Here is a 19710-nt window from a genome sequence, read left to right on the forward strand (position 1 = left end):
CGCCGGCGAAACTGTGTCCGGCCAGCGGCCCTCCCGCCTGGGTGCGCGCCTGGCAGACCGGTTAGGTCTCTCCACAGCCAGTCGCAGCTCATCCCAGCGTCTTCGCGGAGCCGGCGTCTGACAGCCAGTCCCGCGGCGGAGCCCGATGACATGACGACTGTTCGAAGGGACTCCTTGCGAGCCAAACGAGCCGTCGCGCAGGATTCATCCCGAAGTGTGTGAATTATCTCAGGTTAAGGTCCGCGCAGGGTGAGGCGCGCCTGCACCTCCGAGGGGATGGTGCGCAGTTCCAGCGCCACGATACCGTGGCCATAGAGCGGATCGGGACCCTTAGGGCCAAGGTCCAGGGCCTGCCGCCCGAGGGCGGCGACGGCGTGGCTGGCGGCGAGGGGATCGATGCGCGGCGTCAGCCGCGCCAGGAGCCCGGCGGCCAGCGGGGCGGCGAAGGAGGTCCCGCGCACGGCGACGAAGCCGCCGTCGACTCCGGCGGCGGCCATGTCGGAGCCTGGGGCGGCGAAGTCCACGTGCGCCCCGCGGCTGGCTTCGGGCAGGATTCGCCGGCGCAGATCGACGCCGGTGACCGCGACGACGCCGGGATAGCCGGCGGGATAGAGCGGCGGGGCGGCGGGGCCGTCGTTGCCGACCGCGGCGACGACCACGTGGCCCTGGGCGATCAGCGCCTTCACGGCGGCTTCGAGCAGGATGTTGGGCGGCCCGACCAGGCTGACGTTGATCACCGGCGCGCCGGTCTGGGCGAGCCAGCCGAGGCCGCGCGCGATAGCGTCGGCCGAGCCGCCGGCGGCGGTGCTCCCGTAGACGTCGGCGACATAGAGCGTGGCGCCCGGCGCAGCGCCGCGGAACCGGCCGCTGCGGCCGGCGATCAGGGAGGCGACCGCGGTGCCGTGGGCGCTGGGCTTGAGCCCGCCCGGGGCGAAGCCGCGCTGTACCAACTTGGATCCGCTGAGCGCCGGCTGGGCGGCCGCCACGCCGCCGTCGACCAGGCCGACGCGCACCCCGCGAGCGGTGGGGGCGGCCGGTCCCGACGCCCGCGCCGGCGCCGCCGCGCGCGCCTTCACCGCGCCGCTCTCCTGGTAGATGTGGTTGAAGTCGTACCGGCCGGCGGGATCGAGGGCGCGAAGCCGGTTCAGCGCCTCCACCGCGCTGATCCCGCGCGGCCCGAGCAGCACCACGTTGCGCACGCCGAGACCGGGCAGGGTCTCGTCGGAGCGGATGCGGAAGCCCGCGCGCTCGGCCTTGGCGATGGCGGCGGACGAGGGCGACAGGGCGAGGATCTCGCCGCGCACGACGGGGCGGCCGAGATTATCGGGTTCGACCACGTCGCGGTGGAATTGCAGCAGCTCGCGAACCTGCGCCTTGCGGGCCTGAGTCAGGTCCGAGACCTCGGAGACGGCGCTCTCCTCGGACTTGCCCTTGGCCTCGCGGATTTCGTCGGCGGCCTTCTCGCGGACCTCGCGGCCCTTGTTCTCCATCTCGCGGGCTTCGGCCCGGATCGCGCGCGCGGTGTCGCTGGCGTGATCCGGGAGATCCTCGACCTCGCGGCGAAGGGTCAGGCCTGGACCGGGACCCGGATCGTCGAATGTCCGGATCGGCGCACGATCGGGGCCACGCCGGTCGCCACCCCAGCCGGCGCCCGGGCCGAGAGCCGAGCCCTCGCGCGAACCCGCTCCCGGGCCATAGGTCGCTTCACGGCTGTCGTCGGCGCGATGAAATCCTGTCCCGAGGCTCGAGTTGGGCGAAAGGGGCGAAACGCTGCCGCCGCCACCGCCGCCGCCACCCAGGCGCGGACCGCCGCCCAGGCCGCCAGGGCCGCCGACGCCGCCCGAAAGGCCGCCGCCGATCGCTCCGCCGGGCGTGGCGCCGCCGCCGCCGATCGGCAGGCCCGGCAGGCCTGCGGGGCCGTGATCGTCGCCGCCCCGGGCATGGCCGCCATCCTCGGCGAGGATCGGGCTCGCGCCGCAGAGGTTGAGCGCGGCGGCGAAAGCGGCCAGCTTCAGCAGCCAGACCATGTTCATGGGCCTGCTCTTGCGCTCGATCTGCGGTTCGGGACGGCGGGGAAGGGCCATGTCTTCCTGTCAACGCGCAACAGCAATGCTCGAAGCATAGCGCATTGCATTCCTTAAGGCTTATGGATGAAACGCCTCAGGCGAGACGTTTCATCCCCAGACGAAGGCTGATCCTTGCACGGACTGCAGCGCCAGATCGTCGACCTGTTGCCACGCCTGCGCCGGCTTGCCCGGGCGCTGGCGCGCGATCCTGTCGACGCCGACGACCTGGTGCAGGCGACCGTCGAGCGCGCGCTGCTCCACCAGGGGCAGTGGCGGCCCGGGACCCGCCTGGACAGCTGGATGTTTCGCATCATGAAGAACGCCTGGATCGACGAGAGCCGCGCTCGAAGCCGCCGCGGCAAGGTCTTCGCCCCCGAGGAGCAGGGCGAGACCGTCGGCCAAGACGGCGCCCTGGCCATGCAGCTTCGTCTGGAGGCCGGCGACGTGGAGAAGGCCATGGCCAAGCTGCCCGACGAGCAGCGCATCGCCGTGGCGCTCGTCCTGGTGGACGGCCTTTCCTACAAGGAGGCCGCCGAGGTGCTGGAGGTGCCGCAGGGCACGCTGACCAGTCGCCTGGTGCGCGGTCGCATGGCGCTCCTGGCCCATCTGGAAGGGGACGCGGCATGACGCGCGAAGAAACCCTCATCGCCTATGTGGACGGCGAACTCGCCGGGACCGAGCGCGCGCGCTTCGAGGCCGAGATCGCCGCCGATCCCGTGCTGGCGCGCGAGGTGGCGCGCCATCGGGCGCTCGCCGATCGGGTCGGCGCGGCCTTCGCGCCGGTGCTGGACGAGGCGATCCCGCCGCAGCTGCTGGCCGTGGCCCACGCGGCCAACGACCTGGGCGGCGCGCAGCCGAATCTCTGGCGACGGGTGCGCCCCGTTGCCCCCTGGGCCGGGATCGCCGCCTCCCTGGCCATCGGCGTCCTGGCCGGACGGGCGCTGCTGCCGCAGGCGGGCCCCTTGGTGGCGCACGACGGCGCTCTTGTGGCGCAGGGCCGGATCGCCCAGGCGCTGGACAGCCAGCTCGCGGCCGAGCCGGGCGTGGTCAAGGTGGGCTTCACCCTCAAGGCGCCGGACGGCCGCTATTGCCGGACGTTCGAGAGCGCGACCGACCGGTTGGCGGGCTTGGCTTGCCGCGAGGACGGCCGCTGGGTGGCGCGCACGGTGACCGCCTGGACGCCGGCGGCGGCCAGCCCGGCCTATCGCCAGGCCGGCAGCGACACGCCGCCGGAGGTGCTGGCCGCGGTGGATGGCCTCTCCGGCGAGCCGCTCGATGCGGCCGCCGAGCGCGCGGCGCGTCAGCGCGGCTGGAAGTGATGGGAACAGGCGGGGCCTGAGACGGATTCTTGCTGCGGTATCAACCGGAGGAGACATCCCGATGGCGGACGACAAATCCAAGCGCGGCGGCCAGGACCGCGACCGCATCAACATGGGCGAGGACTACGAGGTCCGTTACTGGACCGACAAGTTCGGCGTCAGCGAGGACGAGCTGCGGGACGCCGTCGACAAGGTCGGCGACCGCGCCCGGGCCGTCGCCCAGGAACTCGGCAAGGCCATGTGAGCGGGGCCATCTGAGCGCCCCGTGGAAACGGGCGCCCCAGAAAAGCGAAAGGCCGCCCGTTGTCGGGGCGGCCTTTCCATAGTCGGACCGCGAACGCGGTTCCGAACCCTTGCCGAAACGAAGGCTTAGGCGCGGACCTCGAAAGCGGAGGTCCAGGTCCGGTGTTCCGCATTGCGGATGAAACTATGAGACACTGGATCACCTCCTTTCAGCTGTTGAACAGGACGATTCAAATATGGGGCCGATCGCGCCCCGCCGCAAACGCGGCCATAGGCCTCAGGCCTGGATTCAGCCGCCTGCCGCCGCCTTGAGCACCGGGCGCGACGGCGGGTCCTGCAGGCTGGGCCGGCGGCGCAGGTCCTGGACGGGCCGGTCCAGCTTGTCGAGCGCCTCGTTCATCGCGCGATAGCCTTCGGTGACCGCGGGGTCGTAGGCGCTCCAGTCGCGGATTTCGATCCGGCTGACGTCGGGCAGGACCAGGACGTCGGTGGCGGCCCGGGCGGCGGCAAGGTCGGGGCCGGCCGAGACGGTCGCCGCCCGCATCAGCAGCGAGACGATGGGCGGTCCCTTGCGCCACTCGCCCGACCACAGCCAGCGCCAGATGGAGGCCGGACGCGCCACGTCGTCGGCCGTGATGCTGCGGCCGGAGGTGACGTCGACCCCGACCACCGGGCCCAGGTGGGCCGCGCGCATGACGTCGGCCGGGAAGTTCTTGAGCACCGCGCCGTCGACGAGGACGTTGTTGTCGTCCGTCGCCGGCGGCAGGACGCCGGGCAGGGCGATGGAAGCGCGCAGCGCCTTGCGCACCAGGCCGCGCCGATGGAGCTGGTAGGCGCCGGTCGTGAGGTTCGACGACAGGCAGAAGAACGGCAGCCAGAGGTCCGCGATCTGGGTGTCGCCGAAGTGGTGCGCCAGGCGCTCGGAGACCTTCACCCCGTGGGTCATGGCGAGCAGCGGCAGGGCGATGTCGTCGAGCGGACTGGTGTCGACGAACGCCTCGCGGATGCGCCGGTCGGCCTCGGTGTCGTCCCACCCCATCGCGACGCCGGCCGCGACGATGCCGCCCATCGAGACCCCGCCGATGAAGTCGATCGGCAGGTTGCGCTCGTGCAGGGCGCGGATGGCGCCGATGTGGGCGTAGGCGCGTGCGCCGCCGCCGGACAGCACCAGGCCGATCGACTGCCCGGTCAGCACCCGCGCCATGCGCTGGAAGTCGGCATGGTGGTCACGCCGAACGTGGAAGAGCCGCGCCGGCTCGGCGGCGTCCATCCAGGCTTCTGAGCCCTCGGGACGGGCGATGGTGGCCGGCTGCAGCAGGATCAGGTCGACGAGCTGCTGGGCCTGGAGCGGCGAGGCGGCGCCTTCGGACCCCGCGCGGGGCGGCTTGCGGTCGCCGCGGCCGACGCGGAACAGGCGGTCGACCTGGCGCGAGACGACGTGGCGCCAGCCGGCGTCGGTGGTCTCGGCGAGGTAGAGGACGAAGTCGTGGCTGCGCTCGACCTCGGAGAACCACTCGGTCGGCGCGCTCTGGGCCTCCGCGCCGATGCAGGTGACGGAATAGCCGAGGGCCGCGATCTCGTGGGCGATGCGCTCGACGAGCCCGCGCAGCGAGCCCGGCTGGCCGATCGGCACGAAGCCGAAGACCGACGGCTCGCCCATGGTCCCACGGCGGGTGGCCTGGCGCGTGCGCATGATCATCAGCCGGGCGAGCTCGGTCATGACGCTGGCGTCGGCGTCGGCGGCTTCGAAGAACACCTCGCGGGGCAGGGCGAAGAGCTCGGAATCGCGCAGGGCGACGACGTCGGCCGAGTGTGGGGCTCCGGCGATCAGGGCCATCTCGCCGGCCGGCTCGCCAGGCCGGATGACGCCCAGGAACTCCGGTTCGTGGCCGGCCTCGCGTCGGAAGGCGCCCAGCCGGCCGGTGCGCAGGAAGTAGAGCTGATCGGCCGGGTCGCCGGCGGCGTAGAGCGTCTGACCGCCGGGCAGCGAGAACCACGTGGCCTCGCCCTGCGCGCGCTCCTGGCTGAAGAGCCGCGCCAGCGCCGAGTCGTCGGGGATCTCAGGAAGGCCCGCCACGGACGCCAGCCTAGCGCGCAGGGAGAGTCGGGGCTATGCCTTCGCAGGCTCCGGTTGATCCAGCGCAACGGCTAGGCTTGCGAGGCGCCTTAGAGCCTCGTCCGGCGTTCTAGCGACAGGCCGTGAGAGGAACCCCCATGACCAATCCCATCGCCGATCCCCTGGTCGAGGTCCCCGACACCAGCCCGACGTCGGATCTCGTGCGAATCGAGGCGACCATCGAGGGCGCGGCGACGGTGGTGATGAACCGGCCGGCGCGGAAGAACGCCTTCGACCCGGACCTGATCTCGGCGCTCAGCGACGCCTTCGAGACCCTGCACGGCGCCGAGGGCGTGCGCGTGGTGTTCCTGAAGGGCGCCGGCGGGACGTTCAGCGCCGGCGCGGACCTCGGCTGGATGCGCGAGGCGGCCGAGCTCACCGAGGGCGACAACCGTGAGGACGCCATGGCCATGGCCGTGATGTTCAAGCGGCTGCGCGACCTGCCGGCCCTGACCGTCGCCCTCGTCGAGGGCGCGGCCTTCGGCGGCGGCGCGGGCCTGGCCGCGGCCTGCGACCTGGCGATCGCCACCCGCGACACGCGGTTCAGCTTCTCCGAGGTGCGGCTCGGCCTCATCCCCGCGGTGATCAGCCCCTATGTGGTCGACGCGATCGGCCCGCGGAACGCCCGCGCCCTGTTCGCCACGGGCCGGGTGTTCGACGCCGCCTACGCCGAGCGGGTCGGCCTGGTCAGCGAGCTGGTGGCGGACGCCGCCGGCCTCACCGCCGCGCACGATCGGATCGCCGCCGAGGTGATGGCCTGCGCTCCCGGCGCCCTGGTGGACGCCAAGCGGCTGGTGGACGACGTGTTCGGCCGGGAGATCGACCACGACCTCATGGACCTCACCGCCCGTCGCATCGCCGCCGCCCGGGTCGGCGAGGAAGGCCAGGAGGGGGTCCGCGCCTTCCTCGACAAGCGCAAGGCGAGCTGGGCGGGCGAGTAGAAGCGTCGCACCGCGAGCCGCTGGCCAAGGCCGCGCGAGGCGCCATAAGTCAGGGCCATGGCCCTGCACATGATCAAGCTGGTGGTCGGCGCGGACACCATCGAGGACCTCCTCGACTGGCGGCGCGCCCATACCGAGCCCGGCAAGCCCTGGGTGCTGCGTACGCGCCAGACACCCAAGCGCGCGGCCGAGATGATTGACGGCGGCTCGGTCTATCGGGTGTTCAAGGGCCAGATCCTCTGCCGCCAGCGCATCCTCGCGGTCGACACCGTGGGCGAGGGCCCCAACGCCCGCTGCGAGGTGAGCCTCGACGAGGAGGTGGTGCGGGTGGTCCCGACGCCGCGCCGCGCGTTCCAGGGCTGGCGCTATCTGGAAGCCAAGGACGCGCCCGAGGACCTCAATTCCGAAGCGTTCGGCGACATCCCCCCGGAACTGGCGCGCCAGCTCCGGGAGGTGGGGGCCTGGTAGCTAGCGGATCACCCAGTCGGCGCTGGTCAGGCTCGACGGGGAGACGTGCTCGAGGTCGATGATGTAGTCGCCCCACTGCTGGCCCGAGCCCGATCCGTCGCGGTCGAAGAGCACCGCCGTGCCGCCGTTCCCGTCCGAGATCAGGGTCAGGTAGTGGTCGGCGACCGGGTCGGATCCCCAATAGCCGGTGGCGGCGAAGAGGCCCTTCAAGTCGACGACGTCCTGGCCGTGCTGGAAGTCGGTGATGTGGGCAGGGGCCCAGGGCTCGGCGGCGAAGACGAAGTGGTCCGCGCCGGCCCCGCCGGTGAGCTGGTCGGCCCCGCGGCTGGCGTTCAGCGTGTCGCTTCCTGCGCCGCCGACCAGGTGGTCGCCGGCATAGGCCGAGGTCAGCACCGCGCCGCCCGAAGCCGGCGGCGGCGGCGGGGATGCGCCGCCGGACCCGCCGGATGCGCCGAGGGCGTTGGCCGCGGTCAGGCTCGTGGGGGCCACGTGCTCCAGATCGACGACGTAGTCGCCCCATTGGTGGCCGGACGCCCGGCCGTCCGGATCGACCAGCACCGCCGTGCCGCCGGCGCCGTCGGAGACGAACGAAACATAACCGTCGGCCACCGGATCGGCGCCGTTGTAACCGCCGAGATAGAGGCCCGAGAGGTCGAGATGGTCGACGCCCGGCGCGAAGTCGGTGATGTGGCTCGGCGTCCAAGGGGTGGTCTTGAACACGAAGGTGTCGGCGCCGGCGCCGCCGACCATGGTCTCGCCGCCCTGGTTGGAGATGAGGGTGTCTGCGCCGCTGGTCCCGACCAGGCTGTCGCCATAACCGTGCGAGGTGATGACGGAGCCGCCGCCGCTCGGCGGGGGCGGGGAGGCCGGCGAGGTCACGGGCGGGGGAGAGACCGGCGGGGGGGAAACAGGAGGCGGCGAGACGGGCGGCGGTGAAACCGGCGGCGGGGAGATGCCGCTCGAGCCGTTGCCCGGCAGGTTGTAGGCGCGGATGTAGTCGATGTTCATGTGCGCCGGGAACGGCGTCGTGCCATCCGGCAGGCCGGCCCAGGAGCCGCCCAGCGCCAGGTTGGCGATGATGTGCATGGGCTGGTTCATGTCCGAGGGCGTGGCGGTGCGCCAGACCTCGTTGCCGTCGACATAGAAGACGATGTCGCTGGGCGACCAGAGCGTGCCGTAGGTGTGATAGCCGCCGTCGTCGGGCAGGTAGTTGGCGACGCCGAGGGAGGGCACCTGCGGCGAGTGGATGGCGTTGTACGGGACCTTGGTGTCGGAGCCGAGGCCCTCCAGCACGTCGATCTCGTTGGCGCCGGTGGCGAGCCAGAAGGCCGGCCACAGGCCCTGGCCCTTGGGCAGCTCGGCCTTCATCTCGAAGTAGCCGTAGAGCTGGGTGTAGTTCGAGAACAGGATGCCGGAGGTGTACTGGTAGCCCCAGAGCTGGGACTGCTGGGCCCCGGTGGCGCGGTCCGCGGTGATGGTGGCGATCCCGTTCGACACCGAGAACGGGTTGATGCCGAGGGCCTGCGAGCCGGAGCCGGCGAAGCTCGGGTCGACGTAGATCTCGGCCTCGTTGTTGCGCACCAGGGTGTGGCCGGCGAGACCGTCGCCGAAGCTCGTCTGCCAGGTTCCGCCGGCGCCGAGCGACAGGTTGTTGAACTCGTCGTCGAAAGTCATCGAGCCGAGGCTCGAATAGTTCAGCGGCAGTTGGAAGTCGCTCGCCTGGAGCTGCCAGGTCTGAACGCCCCGCAGGGCGATCATCGTGCCGTTGTCGTTGACGATGGTGTCGGAGCCCTGCTGGACCATCCCGGCCTTGAGGGCCGCGAAGTCGGTCGGGCCGCCGAGCAGCCGGATCTTGTCGGCGCCGGCCTGGAAGTCCTGGACGACCTTGTTCCCCTCGCCGGTCTTGATCACGAAGGTGTCGTTTCCACCGCCGCCGACCAGCACGTCCTCGCCGCGGCCGCCGTAGAGGTACTGCGGGCCATCGCCGCCCTGGATGATGTTCGCGCTGTCGTTACCCGCGCCATAGGTGTTGGTGTTCTGGATGATCAGGTTTTCGACGTTCGCCGGCAGCACATAGCTCGACCAGATGTTCGCCGTGTCGACGCCCTGGCCGGCATATTCCGCGATCTTCTGGGCGGGGCCGGCCAGCCAGTAGTAGTCGTCGCCCAGGCCGCCGGCGATCGTGTCGGCGCCGCCGCCGGTGTTGAAACTGTCGTTCAGGCTCGTGCCGTTCAGCCATTCCGCCGCGGAGGTTCCGCTGATCCAGCTGTTCGCAGGCGCACTGTCGGGCAGCCAGCTGCCCGAGAAATTCTGGTAGGCCATGTGAAACCCCGATCCGGTGAGACGAGTTGTCGACGTGATCTCGGGGGTCTGACGAGCGACCTGCAGCCGCGCGGCGCCGCCCCCTATGCCGGAGTCCGCGGTAGAAGAGTCATTTCAGGCGGGCAACGTTTTATTGTTGCGCAGCTTTTTCTTTTAATTGTGAAGCTGAAAACACCTGCGCGGCATTGTCGCGATCGAGGTCGGTAGACTTAATTTGGCCCGATTGATTCAGGTCAAATTGCCCCAATGCCAAGCTTGTTTACTTTCCAAGTGTTCTTAGGCGGTTTCTGAGTTCAACGTCGCGGCGCGGATCGCCGCAGGCGCTGGACTTCGAAGCACGTCGCGAACTTGGCTGCGCCCGCCTCGGCTGGGGCGGTGACAGTGTCGGGCGGCGCGGCTACACCCGGGAAGGGTCGGGCGCTTGGGATTCTGGGATTCGAAGGCTTGGGTCGACTGCTCTACGCCGTCGCCGCCTCGGCGGCCCTGACCGTTCCGTTGGCCGCGACCTCGGCCCGGGCGGCGCAGCCACGCGCCACGGTCGAGGGCGAGATGGACGCCGCGCTGCGCGCCGAGATCGTCCGCGCCGTCGGCGAGACCGACCGTTCCATCGACAATCGCTTCGAGGCGCGCCGCCGGGCCAATGGCGCCGCCGAGGACGCGATCGCCGTGCTGCGGTCCGAAGGCTACTACGGCTATGTGGTCGAGCCGGAGGTGGGGGACGGAGACACGCCCTCCGCCGCCGTGCGCGTCGCGCCGGGCCCGCGTTTCCACCTGGCGCTGCCGAAGATCGAATGGGTGGGCACGCCGCCCGATGCGGACACCCAGATCGGCGCCGTCTCTTCGCTCGCGCTCAACCCGGGCGCGCCAGGCCGCGCCGCCGACGTGGTCAGCGCCGAAGGGCGCGCCGTCGCCGCCGTGCAGAAGCGCGGCTACGCCGACGCCAAGGCCCAGCCGCGCGAGGTGGTGGTCGATCATGGCGATCAGAGCGTGCAGCCGACCTATCGCCTGGCCGCCGGCAAGCTGGTGAAGCTGGACGGCGTGAACCTCACCACCAACGGCCGCACGCGCGCCAAATGGGTGAGGGGGCTGGCGCCCTGGCGCTCGGGCGAATTGTACGATCCCGAGAAGGTGGCCAAACTTGAGCGTCGGCTGCTGGACACCGGCGTCTACGAGTCCGTCACGGTCGGCCTCTCGCCCGTGGATCAGACGACGGCGGACGGTTTGCGGCCGGTCGTCGTGAGCCTCGCCGAACGCAAACGGCGGACCCTGGAGGTGGGGGCGAGCTGGGGCAGCAACGAGGGCCCGGGGTTCGACGTGCGCTGGACCCGGTACAATTTCCTCGGCCGGGCCGACACGCTCGGCCTGTTCGCCAAGGGCTCGAAGCTCGACAGCCGGGTGGGCGCGGACCTCACCCTTCCGCACTGGAAACGGCCCGACCAGACGCTCACCCTCGACGCGGCGGCCTACAACACGACCACCGACGCCTATGACGCCAAGGGCTTCGGGGTGAGGGCCGACGCCCAGCGGCACTTCACCAAGACCTCCTACCTGACGCTCGGCGGCTCGGTGGACTTCAGCCGGACGGACGAGATCAAGCCGGGGACCCTGACGCCGCTCGGCCGCGACGTGCTGACCGTGGCCGCGCTCGCCGACCTGGCGCTCGACCGCTCCAACGATCCGCTCGATCCGCGCCGCGGCTGGCGGGTGAACGCGCGCGCCGAGCCGACCCTGCTGGCCGGCAAGGGGACGGTTCCGTACGTCAAGCTGCAGACCGGCGGCTCGGCCTATTTCCCGTTCGGCAAGGAAGCGAAGACGGTGCTGGCGGCGCGCGTGCACGTCGGCTCGATCCTCAACGGCACGGTGGCCGACATCCCGGCGCCCCAGCGGTTCTATGCGGGCGGCGGCGGCTCGGTGCGGGGCTTCGCGTACCAGGGCGTCGGGCCAAGGCTCGCCGACAACACGCCCCAGGGCGGTCTGTCGCTGGTGGAAGGCTCGATCGAGCTTCGCCACGACCTGACCCGCACCTGGGGGCTGGTAGGCTTCGTCGACGCCGGCGCCGTGGGCAGCCAGAACACGCCGACCTTCAAGGATGTCGGCGTCGGGGCTGGCGTCGGCGTGCGCTACAACCTGGGCTTCGGACCGATCCGGGTGGACGTGGCCGTGCCGGTCAGCGGCAAGAACGGCGGCTCGCCCTTCCAGGTCTATGTGAGCATCGGGCAGGCGTTTTGAGCGGGCCTGAGGACCATAAGCCGGACCTCGCGCACGAGGTGGCCGAGGTGGCGCACGAGGCGGTCGCGGTCGCCAAGCGCTCCTGGCGCCAGATCGCGCTGATCGTGGCGATCGCGGTGGTGGCGACCTTCGGGGCGATCGTCACGGCCATGCGCTACGGCGTCCTGCTGCCGCAGGCGCGGCTGCTGATCCAGGCGGCGACGGACGGCCTGCGGATCGGCTCGCTCGGCCGGCTCAAGGTCGAAGGCCTGACCGGCGACATCTGGAGCGACCTGAGGATCGCCCGACTGACCCTGCGCGACGACCAGGGCGTCTGGCTGCAGGCTGACAACATCCATCTCAAGTGGCGCTACCTGGAACTGGTGCGGCGCAACTTCCAGGCCGACGACATCGAGGTGCAGGACTTGCGCCTGATCCGCCGTCCGACCCTGGCGGCGCGGGAGGGGACGTCCGGCGGGCTGCCCCTGTCGTTCCACATTGACCACGCCCACGGCCGGCTCGATCTGGAGCCGGGCTTCTCCTACGAGCGCGGGGTCTACGACCTCGATTTCAACATCCACGTGGAGCGCCAGGGCGGCCAGCGCGGCCACGTGCGGGCGATCAGCGTGCTGCGCCCCGGCGATCACCTGAACGCCGACTACGACATCGCCAAGGACCGGCCGCTGCTGATCGCGGTGGATGCCGGGGAGGCGCAGGGCGGGGCATTGGCCGGCGCGCTGGGCCTGCCGTCCAAGCAGCCCTTCTCGCTGAAGATCGCGGCGAACGGGAAGACCTCGCAGGGCCGGTTCACGGCCGAGGCCCTGTCGGGGACCACCCGGCCCCTGCAGGCCCAGGGCGCCTGGGACCAGCTCCAGGGCCAGGCGAGCGGGCAGATCTCTCTGACGGCTTCCAGCCTGACCGAGCCCTACGCCCGGCGCTTCGGCCCTCAGGCGAGGTTCGCCCTGGTCGGCCGCAAGGCGACGCCGGGCTTCTTCGCCCTGCAGGCCCAGGTGGCGGCGGAGAATATCGCCCTGACCGCCTCCGGCCTCGGCAACATCGGCGAACGCAAGATCGGACCGCAGGGGCTCAACCTCATGGCCACGACGCCGGCGCTCTCGCGTATCACTGGCGGGCCTGCGATGGGACCGGCGCGGGTGGCGGGAGTGCTCACCCAGACGCCCACCGGCTGGAAGCTCGCCGGCCAGGCCGCGGTGGCGAGGGCGAACCTCGGCGCCTATGGCCTCGATCGCGCGGCGGGCCCCTTCGAGCTTTCGTCCAGCAAGGGCGAGCTCGGCGCGAAGCTGCAGCTGACCGGCGCGGGCGGCCGCGGCGCGGGCTTCGTGGGGGCGGCGCTGGGGCCTGCGCCCAAGGCGAGCCTGGAGGCCGCCCGCCTCGCCGACGGGCGTCTGGCGCTGAACCGGCTGGAGCTCGTGGGATCAGGGCTGAAGGTCTCGGCGAGCGGCGGCAGAGGGTTGCTGGGCGGCCTGACCTTCAAGGGTCAGGCGAGCCTCACCAACCTGGCTGCGGCCCGGCGCGGCGCCGCCGGCGCGGCGAGCGCCAGCTGGTCGGCCAGCCAGGCCAAGGCCGGCCAACCCTGGGCGGTGTCCGTCGAGGCGCGCGGCGAGCGCTTCGCCACCGGCTATCCCGAGCTCGACCGCCTCCTGGGGGCGCGGCCCGGCTTCGCGGCCAAGGCGAACCTCGACAGCCGGCGGATCGCCCTCGGCTCGGCGAGCCTCTCCGGCGCCGCCCTGCAGGCCTCCACCGCCGGGGTGCTGGAGACCGGTGGCAAGATGGCGCTCAAGCTCGACTGGTCAGCCACCGGGCCGTTCCATGCCGGCCCGGTGGAGATCGCCGGCAAGGCCAAGGGCTCGGGCGCGATCACTGGCACGCTCGGGGCGCCCAAGGCCGACCTGATCGCCCATCTGGACGAGATCGACGCGCCGCGCCTGCCGCTGAAGGACGCCAATGTGACCCTCACCTTCGAGCGTCGTCTGGACGGGACGGCGGGGGTGATCGCGGCCACCGCGACGAGCGGTTTCGGTCCGGCGCGCGGCCGGTCGGCCTTCCGCTTCCCGGAGGGCGGCGTGGACCTGACGGAGCTGTCGGTGGACGCCGGCGGCCTGAAGGCGGCCGGATCGCTGTCCCTGCGCCGCAGCGCCCCCTCGGCGGCCGAGCTCGACGTGGCCCTCACCAAGGGCGCCTTCCTCGACGCCGGCCGGATCGGCGGGCACGTGCGGCTTGCCGACAGCGGCGGGACACAGGCGAGCCTGAACCTCACCGCCGAGGGGGCGCGCTTCCCGGGTTCACCCATCCTGCTGCGGCAGGCCAGGCTCACGGCGGACGGACCGCTGGCGCGGTTGCCCTACGCCCTGGCCGCCGACGGCGATTCCACCCAGGGGCGCTGGAGCGCCAACGGCAAGGGGACCTTCGCCGAGGCCAAGCCGGGCTATGTGGCGAGCTTCGACGGCTCGGGCGCCCTGGGGGGCCGCGGCCTGCGGACTCTGGAGCCGGCGGTGTTCCGCTTCGGCGGACCCGAGCGCGCGGCGCGGGTGAGGCTGGCGGCCAGCGACGGCGGCCGGCTCGATCTCGACAGCCGGCTGACCGACCAGACGGCGGACGTGAAGGCGCAGGTCGCCGGCTTCGGCCTGCAGATGCTGGACGAGGACTTCGCCGGCAAGGTCGACGCTACCCTGGCGCTGAGCGGCAAGGGCGGGCGGCTGGACGGCACGCTGGACGCCCGGCTGGCCGGGGCGCGCGGGCGCGGGGCGCCGGCGGCGTCGGGCGTCGACGGGACGGTCCGTGGACGGCTGGCCGGCGACAGCCTGACCCTGACGGCCAACGCCGCCAACGCCCAGGGGCTGCAGGCCAACGGCGAGGTGACCCTGCCCGCCGCCAGCTCGGCGGCCCCTTTCCGGGTGGCGGTCGCCACCCAGCAGCCGATGCGCGGGCGGTTCTTCGCCGAGGGGGAGGTGCGGCCGCTGTTCGACCTCCTGATCGGCGGCGAGCGCAGCCTCTCGGGCCAGGTGCGCACCCGGGGCACGCTCTCGGGGACTCTGGCCAAACCGCGCGCCGCCGGACAGGTGGCGGTGCAGAACGGCCGCTTCGATGACGGCGAGACCGGCCTGTCGCTCCGCCAGGTCTCGCTCGCCGCGGATTTCGACGAGGCCGCGGTCAATGTCACCCAGGCGAATGGCGTGGACGGCCATGGCGGGACCGTGAACGGCGCGGGCCGGATCAGCCTGGAACGGGCGGGCGCTTCGAGCTTCCGGCTGAACCTCAAGGGTTTCCGACTGATCGACAACGAGCTGGCCACCGCCTCTGCGACCGGCCAGGCGACCATCAACCGCGACGCGGGCGGCAAGGTGAAGCTGACCGGCGCCCTGACCATCGACCAGGCCAATGTCGCCGCCAGGCTGCCGACACCCTCGGGCGTCGTGGCCATGGACGTGGTGGAGAAGAACCGGCCGCTCGACCTGGCCTCGAGCCTGCCGGCCCCCAGCGGATCCGGCATCGGCGGCGAAGGTTGGGCGCTGGATGTGTCGCTCAAAGCGCCGGGGCGTGTATTTCTGCGCGGCCGCGGGTTGAATGTGGAGCTGTCGCTCGACGCCCATGTGGGCGGGACGACCACCCATCCGCAGCTCGGCGGCGTCGCGCGGGTGGTGCGCGGCGACTACGACTTCGCGGGCAAGAGGTTCGAGTTCGATCCGGCGAGCGTGGTCTATCTGTCGACCCACGCCGAGGACATCCGCCTGGACCTCTTGGCGACGCGTGACGATCCATCGCTGACCGCCGGGGTGCGGATCCGCGGCACGGCCGACCGGCCGGAGATCACCCTGACCTCGACGCCGACCCTGCCCAACGACGAGGTGCTGAGCCAGGTGCTGTTCGGGCGAACCGCCTCGCAGCTGTCGCCGCTCGAGGCGGCGCAGCTCGCCTCGACCCTGTCGTCCCTGGCGGGCGGCGGAGGGCTCGACGTGATCGGCAACCTGCGGACTTTCGCCGGCCTCGACCGCCTGGCGCTGGGCGGCGGTTCGACCGGCGCCGGCGTCACAGTTTCCGGCGGCAAGTACCTGACAGACAAGGTTTATCTAGAGCTCACCGGCGGGGGGCGCGAAGGCTCGTCGGCGCAGGTCGAGTGGCGCCTGAAACGGAGCCTCTCCATCGTCTCGAAGATCGCCGGCCAGACCGGCGGCTCACTGGCGATCCGCTGGCGGCGGGACTACTAGGCCGCGGTGCGGCCGCCGGCGTTGGCGTAGGCCTGGGTGCCGCGGGTGAACACGCGGTCGGCAGGCTCGATGGCGGCGATGGGGATGTCGCTGGCCGTCTCCAGGCGCGCGTAGAGCGGCGCGAAGTCCGTCTCCACCGTGACGTCGAGCAGGGTCTGCAGGGCCGGGACCACGAAGTAGACCTGCTGGAAGTCGTCGATCCGGTAAGGCGTGCGCATCACCCGCTCGAGGTCGAAGCCCAGGCGGTTGGGGGAGGGATCGTCGAGCGCGAAGCGGCTCTCGGAGTAACTGGAGACGATGCCGGCGCCGTAGATCCGCAGGCCCGCCGCGGTCTCCATGAGTCCGAACTCCACCGTGTACCAGTAGAGCCGGGCGAGGTTGTGCAGGTGGCCGAAGCCGAGCGCGCGTTGGCCGCCCTTGCCATAGGCCTGCATGTAGTCCGCGAACACCGGGTCGGTGAGCATCGGGACATGGCCGAAGACATCGTGGAAGATGTCGGGTTCCTGAAGGTAATCAAGCTCTTGTGGCTTGCGGATGAACTGGCCCGCGGGGAAGCGGCGGTTGGCCAGGTGATCGAAGAAGACATCGTCCGGCACCAGGCCGGGCACGGCGACGACGCTCCAGCCGGTCAGGCGGGACAGCTCCTCGTTCACCCGCGCGAAATCCGGGATACCGGTGCGGTGCAGGTCGAGCGCGTCGAGGCCCCTGAGGAAGGCGTCGCAGGCGCGTCCCGGCAACAGGGCGGTCTGGCGCTCGTAGAGCGTGATCCAGACCTGATGCTCGGCGTCGCTATAGGCCTCCCAGCCCTGGTCGATGGTCCAGTCGGGACGGGCGCCGGGGGGCGGCGCCTGGAAGGTCGCATCCGCTTTCATGCGGACGAGAATGGCCCGTTTTCGGGGGAAGTTCCGTTCGGAATGACCGCCGAAAGGCGGGCTCGCCGAATAGATCTTCCAGCCTAGTGGCAGATCCGGGGGCGAAGCGTGTACTGGCCTTCGCGGAAGGACTCGAAGATCAGCGAGGCCTGCGGATGGCCGACCGGCTCGCCGCTTTCGTCCGGCAGCAGGTTCTGCTCGGAGACATAGGCCACGTAGGCGCTCTCGTCGTTCTCGGCGAGCAGATGGTAGAACGGCTGGTCCTTGTGCGGCCGGATGTGTTCCGGAATGGACAGCCAGTATTCCTCGGTGTTGGCGAAGCTGGGGTCCACGTCGAAGATGACGCCGCGGAAGGGATAGACGCGGTGACGGACGACCTGGCCGATCGCGAATTTGGCGAGTCGTGTAGCCATGCCGTCGAATCTATCTCCCATCTCCTGACTGGAAGGTGAACGTAGCGCGCGAAGCCTTGGGTTCAAGGCCACGCTTCCTGCCAGGCCCGGCTCTTGCTACATTTGCGTCGAAATGAGGCGGGCGCCTGTCGGCGACCCCTGCGAGGACGGAAGGCGGTCCATGAGTGAGGCGCCGCGTGCGCCGGGCGCCTTTGGGCGCGGCCGGACGAGAACGGGTGGAACCGGGCCCGGTGGGGCCCGGTCGAACGGACCCAGGTCGAACGGGTCGAATGGCGAGGCCGCGTGCTATGCGGCGCTCGATCTCGGCACCAACAATTGCAGGCTGCTGATCGCCACGCCGAACGGCGGCGGCTTCCGCGTGGTCGAAGCCTTCTCGCGCATCGTGCGGCTGGGGGAGGGGCTCTCCCAGACCGGGCGGCTCTCGGAGCCGGCCATGGAACGGGCGATGGCGGCGCTGAAGGTCAGCGCCGAGAAGGTGCGCCGCCGCAAGGTCGTGCGCCTGAGGGCGATCGCCACCCAGGCCTGCCGCATGGCGGAGAACGGGCCGGCCTTCATCGAGCGCGTGGCCGAGGAGACGGGGCTCCGGCTGCAGATCATCAGTCCCCAGGAAGAGGCCAAGCTGTCGGTCGCCGGCTGCCTCAACCTCATCGACCGCAGCGCCGACGCCGCCCTGGTGGTGGATGTGGGCGGCGGCTCGACGGAGCTGTCCTGGGTCGAGCTCAAGGATGCGCCGCCGACCGGCACGCCGCCGATGCGCGCATGGCTGTCGGTGCCGATCGGTGTCGTGACCCTCGCCGAGCGGTTCCCCGAGGGCGAACACGGCACCGAAGCCTGGTTCCGGGAGATGATCGAGGCGGTGAAGAGCGAGATCGCCGCCTTCCGCAGGGCCGATCCGATGCGGGAGGTGTTCGACGCCGACCGGGCCCACCTGATTGGCACCTCGGGCGCCATCACCAGCCTGGCCGGCATGCACCTCGAATTGCCGCGCTATGACCGCAGCCGGGTCGACGGCATCTGGATGACGCGCGAGCAGTGCGACGCGGCGGCCGGGCGGCTGCTGGCGCTCAAGCCGCAGCAGCGGGCCGAGCAGCCGTGCATCGGCCCCGACCGGGCCGACCTCGTTCTGGCCGGGGCAGCTATCCTGCAGGCGGTGCAGGAGCTCTGGCCGTGCAGCCGGGTGCGGGTCGCCGACCGCGGCCTGCGCGAAGGCATCCTGATTTCCCTGATGGCGGAGAAGGGCCGCCGTCGCCGGCGTCGCCGCCGCGGCGGGGCGCGCGGCCGCACCCTGGCGGCCGCCGAATGACCGAGCCTCCCCGCAAGCGCATGGTGAGGCCGCCCACGGGCGGCACGGAGTCCGGCCGCGGAAAGCCGGTGCGCCTGAAGACCGCCAAGCAGCGCACGCCGTCACAGCAGGCCTGGCTGGAGCGGCAGCTCAACGATCCCTTCGCCGCCAAGGCGCGGGCGCACGGCTATCGCAGCCGCGCCGCCTACAAGCTGACCGAGATCGACGACCGGCTGCATTTCCTGAAGCCGGGGGCGCGGGTGATCGATCTGGGCGCGGCGCCCGGCGGCTGGACCCAGGTGGCGCTGGAACGCGGGGTGAAGCAGGTGGCCGGCGTGGACCTGCTGCCGGTCGATCCGCTGCCGCCGGCGCACATCGTTCAGATGGACTTCACCGACCCGGCCTGCGGCCCAAAGCTGATCGAGCTGCTGGGCGGGCCGCCGGACGTGGTGCTCTCCGACATGGCGCCCAATACGGTGGGCCACCGCCAGACGGATCACCTGCGCATCGTCGGCCTGATCGAGGCGGCGGCCGATTTCGCGGTGCAGGTGTTGAAGCCCGGCGGGGTGTTCGTGGCCAAGGCCTTCCAGGGCGGCGAGACCACGGCGCTGATCGCCGAACTCAAGCGCCACTTCGCCGATGTGCGGAACGTCAAGCCCAAGGCAAGCCGGTCGGACAGCTCCGAGGTCTATCTCGTGGCGACCGGCTTCAAGGGGCGCTAGCCGCCGAGGAAACGGGCCAGGTTGTCCAGGCTCGAGGCGATGCCCGCGGCGTGGTCGGCGTCGGAAATGCCCGGAGGGGCGTCCTCGACGGTGACGGCGACCTCGGTTCCGGCGGGCGTCTCATCGAAGGTCCAGGTCATGGTCATCAGGCCGTCGAACGCCGCGTCGTCGGACCTGAAGGCGACCTGCTGGACGATGCGCTCGGGCGAGAACGCGGCGAAGCGGACCTCGACGGAGTCGCTGTCGGCCGTGGTCTTGCCCTGGCCGTGGCGGCGCGGATCGCCATAGGTCAGCGTCATGAGGTAGCCGCCGCCAGGTCGCGCGTCGAAGGACGACAGGGCGGCCGTCATGCCGGCGGGCGGCAGCCAGCGGGCCAGCGCCGCCGGGTCGGCGAAGGCGGCGAAGACGTGCGGCCTGGGGGCCGCGATCACCCGCGACACTTTCATCGCGCCTCCCGCCGTTGACTCGCAGCCCCTTTGCGGGGATACCGCGCCCGCAAAACGGAGAGTCTC

General features: G+C 71.4%; 15 protein-coding genes. 9 read left to right on the forward strand and 6 right to left on the reverse strand.

Annotation, left to right across the window (positions count from 1 at the left end; genetic code table 11):
- Nucleotides 1-233: 233 nt before the first annotated feature.
- On the reverse strand, nt 234-2084 hold the full coding sequence (locus DJ017_RS11645; RefSeq protein WP_111528874.1) for a S8 family serine peptidase: 1851 nt from the start codon (nt 2082-2084) through the stop codon (nt 234-236).
- A 114-nt stretch (nt 2085-2198) separates the two neighbouring features.
- Here DJ017_RS11645 and DJ017_RS11650 point away from each other — a divergent pair, with 114 nt between their 5' ends.
- The 3 genes from DJ017_RS11650 (at nt 2199) to DJ017_RS11660 (ending at nt 3629) form a co-directional block, all read left to right on the forward strand.
- Nucleotides 2199-2693, forward strand: a complete 495-nt coding sequence (locus tag DJ017_RS11650) for an RNA polymerase sigma factor (protein ID WP_111528875.1) — start codon at nt 2199-2201, stop codon at nt 2691-2693.
- Nucleotides 2690-3385, forward strand: a complete 696-nt coding sequence (locus DJ017_RS11655) for an anti-sigma factor family protein (RefSeq protein WP_111528876.1) — start codon at nt 2690-2692, stop codon at nt 3383-3385. Before DJ017_RS11650 ends, DJ017_RS11655 begins: the two co-directional genes overlap by 4 nt.
- Nucleotides 3386-3446: 61 nt before the next feature.
- Nucleotides 3447-3629, forward strand: coding sequence for a DUF3606 domain-containing protein (locus DJ017_RS11660; protein WP_111528877.1), 183 nt, complete (start codon nt 3447-3449; stop codon nt 3627-3629).
- Nucleotides 3630-3917: 288 nt separating this feature from the next.
- On the opposite strand, the gene DJ017_RS11665 is transcribed toward DJ017_RS11660, so the two are convergent.
- Complete coding sequence (locus DJ017_RS11665) at nt 3918-5705, reverse strand: patatin-like phospholipase family protein (RefSeq protein ID WP_111528878.1); 1788 nt, start codon at nt 5703-5705, stop codon at nt 3918-3920.
- A 137-nt stretch (nt 5706-5842) separates the two neighbouring features.
- On the opposite strand from DJ017_RS11665, the gene DJ017_RS11670 reads away from it, so the two are divergent.
- Both DJ017_RS11670 and DJ017_RS11675 read left to right on the forward strand, forming a co-directional pair.
- Nucleotides 5843-6685: an enoyl-CoA hydratase-related protein gene (locus DJ017_RS11670; RefSeq protein WP_111528879.1), complete on the forward strand. Its 843-nt coding sequence runs from the start codon at nt 5843-5845 to the stop codon at nt 6683-6685.
- Nucleotides 6686-6742: 57 nt separating this feature from the next.
- Nucleotides 6743-7153: a DUF1489 family protein gene (locus tag DJ017_RS11675; RefSeq protein WP_111528880.1), complete on the forward strand. Its 411-nt coding sequence runs from the start codon at nt 6743-6745 to the stop codon at nt 7151-7153.
- On the opposite strand, the gene DJ017_RS11680 is transcribed toward DJ017_RS11675, so the two are convergent.
- The gene (locus DJ017_RS11680; RefSeq protein ID WP_111528881.1) at nt 7154-9475 is read right to left on the reverse strand and encodes a family 16 glycosylhydrolase; all 2322 of its coding nucleotides are present in this window, start codon (nt 9473-9475) and stop codon (nt 7154-7156) included.
- Nucleotides 9476-9919: 444 nt separating this feature from the next.
- On the opposite strand from DJ017_RS11680, the gene DJ017_RS11685 reads away from it, so the two are divergent.
- Nucleotides 9920-11704, forward strand: coding sequence for an autotransporter assembly complex protein TamA (locus DJ017_RS11685; RefSeq protein ID WP_319417949.1), 1785 nt, complete (start codon nt 9920-9922; stop codon nt 11702-11704).
- The gene (locus tag DJ017_RS11690; protein ID WP_227000120.1) at nt 11701-15909 is read left to right on the forward strand and encodes a translocation/assembly module TamB domain-containing protein; all 4209 of its coding nucleotides are present in this window, start codon (nt 11701-11703) and stop codon (nt 15907-15909) included. Before DJ017_RS11685 ends, DJ017_RS11690 begins: the two co-directional genes overlap by 4 nt.
- On the opposite strand, the gene phhA is transcribed toward DJ017_RS11690, so the two are convergent.
- Nucleotides 15906-16781 carry a phenylalanine 4-monooxygenase gene (gene phhA / locus DJ017_RS11695; protein WP_111528882.1) on the reverse strand — a complete coding sequence of 292 codons (876 nt, stop codon included), beginning with the start codon at nt 16779-16781 and terminating at the stop codon, nt 15906-15908. The two genes, DJ017_RS11690 and phhA, sit on opposite strands and share 4 nt — an antisense overlap.
- A gap of 83 nt (nt 16782-16864) precedes the next feature.
- Nucleotides 16865-17194 (reverse strand): heat shock protein HspQ, encoded by a 330-nt coding sequence (hspQ, locus tag DJ017_RS11700; RefSeq protein ID WP_111528883.1) that lies wholly within the window; start codon nt 17192-17194, stop codon nt 16865-16867.
- Nucleotides 17195-17354: 160 nt separating this feature from the next.
- Between hspQ and DJ017_RS11705 the strand changes: the two genes are divergently transcribed.
- Both DJ017_RS11705 and DJ017_RS11710 read left to right on the forward strand, forming a co-directional pair.
- Nucleotides 17355-18497 (forward strand): Ppx/GppA phosphatase family protein, encoded by a 1143-nt coding sequence (locus tag DJ017_RS11705; protein WP_111528884.1) that lies wholly within the window; start codon nt 17355-17357, stop codon nt 18495-18497.
- On the forward strand, nt 18494-19198 hold the full coding sequence (locus DJ017_RS11710) for an RlmE family RNA methyltransferase (RefSeq protein ID WP_111528885.1): 705 nt from the start codon (nt 18494-18496) through the stop codon (nt 19196-19198). The genes DJ017_RS11705 and DJ017_RS11710 overlap by 4 nt, the downstream gene beginning before the upstream one ends.
- On the opposite strand, the gene DJ017_RS11715 is transcribed toward DJ017_RS11710, so the two are convergent.
- Complete coding sequence (locus DJ017_RS11715) at nt 19195-19644, reverse strand: SRPBCC domain-containing protein (RefSeq protein ID WP_111528886.1); 450 nt, start codon at nt 19642-19644, stop codon at nt 19195-19197. The two genes, DJ017_RS11710 and DJ017_RS11715, sit on opposite strands and share 4 nt — an antisense overlap.
- Nucleotides 19645-19710 lie beyond the last annotated feature (66 nt).

This window comes from Phenylobacterium soli, from assembly GCF_003254475.1.
Classification (GTDB): domain Bacteria; phylum Pseudomonadota; class Alphaproteobacteria; order Caulobacterales; family Caulobacteraceae; genus Phenylobacterium; species Phenylobacterium soli.

Coding starts and splice junctions, on each gene's coding strand:
- DJ017_RS11655 (WP_111528876.1), top strand. CDS start 2,690: ATGACGCGCGAAGAAACCCTCATCGCCTATGTGGACGGCGAACTCGCC.
- DJ017_RS11710 (WP_111528885.1), top strand. CDS start 18,494: ATGACCGAGCCTCCCCGCAAGCGCATGGTGAGGCCGCCCACGGGCGGC.
- DJ017_RS11680 (WP_111528881.1), bottom strand. CDS start 9,475: ATGGCCTACCAGAATTTCTCGGGCAGCTGGCTGCCCGACAGTGCGCCT.
- DJ017_RS11645 (WP_111528874.1), bottom strand. CDS start 2,084: ATGGCCCTTCCCCGCCGTCCCGAACCGCAGATCGAGCGCAAGAGCAGG.
- phhA (WP_111528882.1), bottom strand. CDS start 16,781: ATGAAAGCGGATGCGACCTTCCAGGCGCCGCCCCCCGGCGCCCGTCCC.
- DJ017_RS11675 (WP_111528880.1), top strand. CDS start 6,743: ATGGCCCTGCACATGATCAAGCTGGTGGTCGGCGCGGACACCATCGAG.
- DJ017_RS11705 (WP_111528884.1), top strand. CDS start 17,355: ATGAGTGAGGCGCCGCGTGCGCCGGGCGCCTTTGGGCGCGGCCGGACG.
- DJ017_RS11670 (WP_111528879.1), top strand. CDS start 5,843: ATGACCAATCCCATCGCCGATCCCCTGGTCGAGGTCCCCGACACCAGC.
- DJ017_RS11660 (WP_111528877.1), top strand. CDS start 3,447: ATGGCGGACGACAAATCCAAGCGCGGCGGCCAGGACCGCGACCGCATC.
- hspQ (WP_111528883.1), bottom strand. CDS start 17,194: ATGGCTACACGACTCGCCAAATTCGCGATCGGCCAGGTCGTCCGTCAC.
- DJ017_RS11715 (WP_111528886.1), bottom strand. CDS start 19,644: ATGAAAGTGTCGCGGGTGATCGCGGCCCCCAGGCCGCACGTCTTCGCC.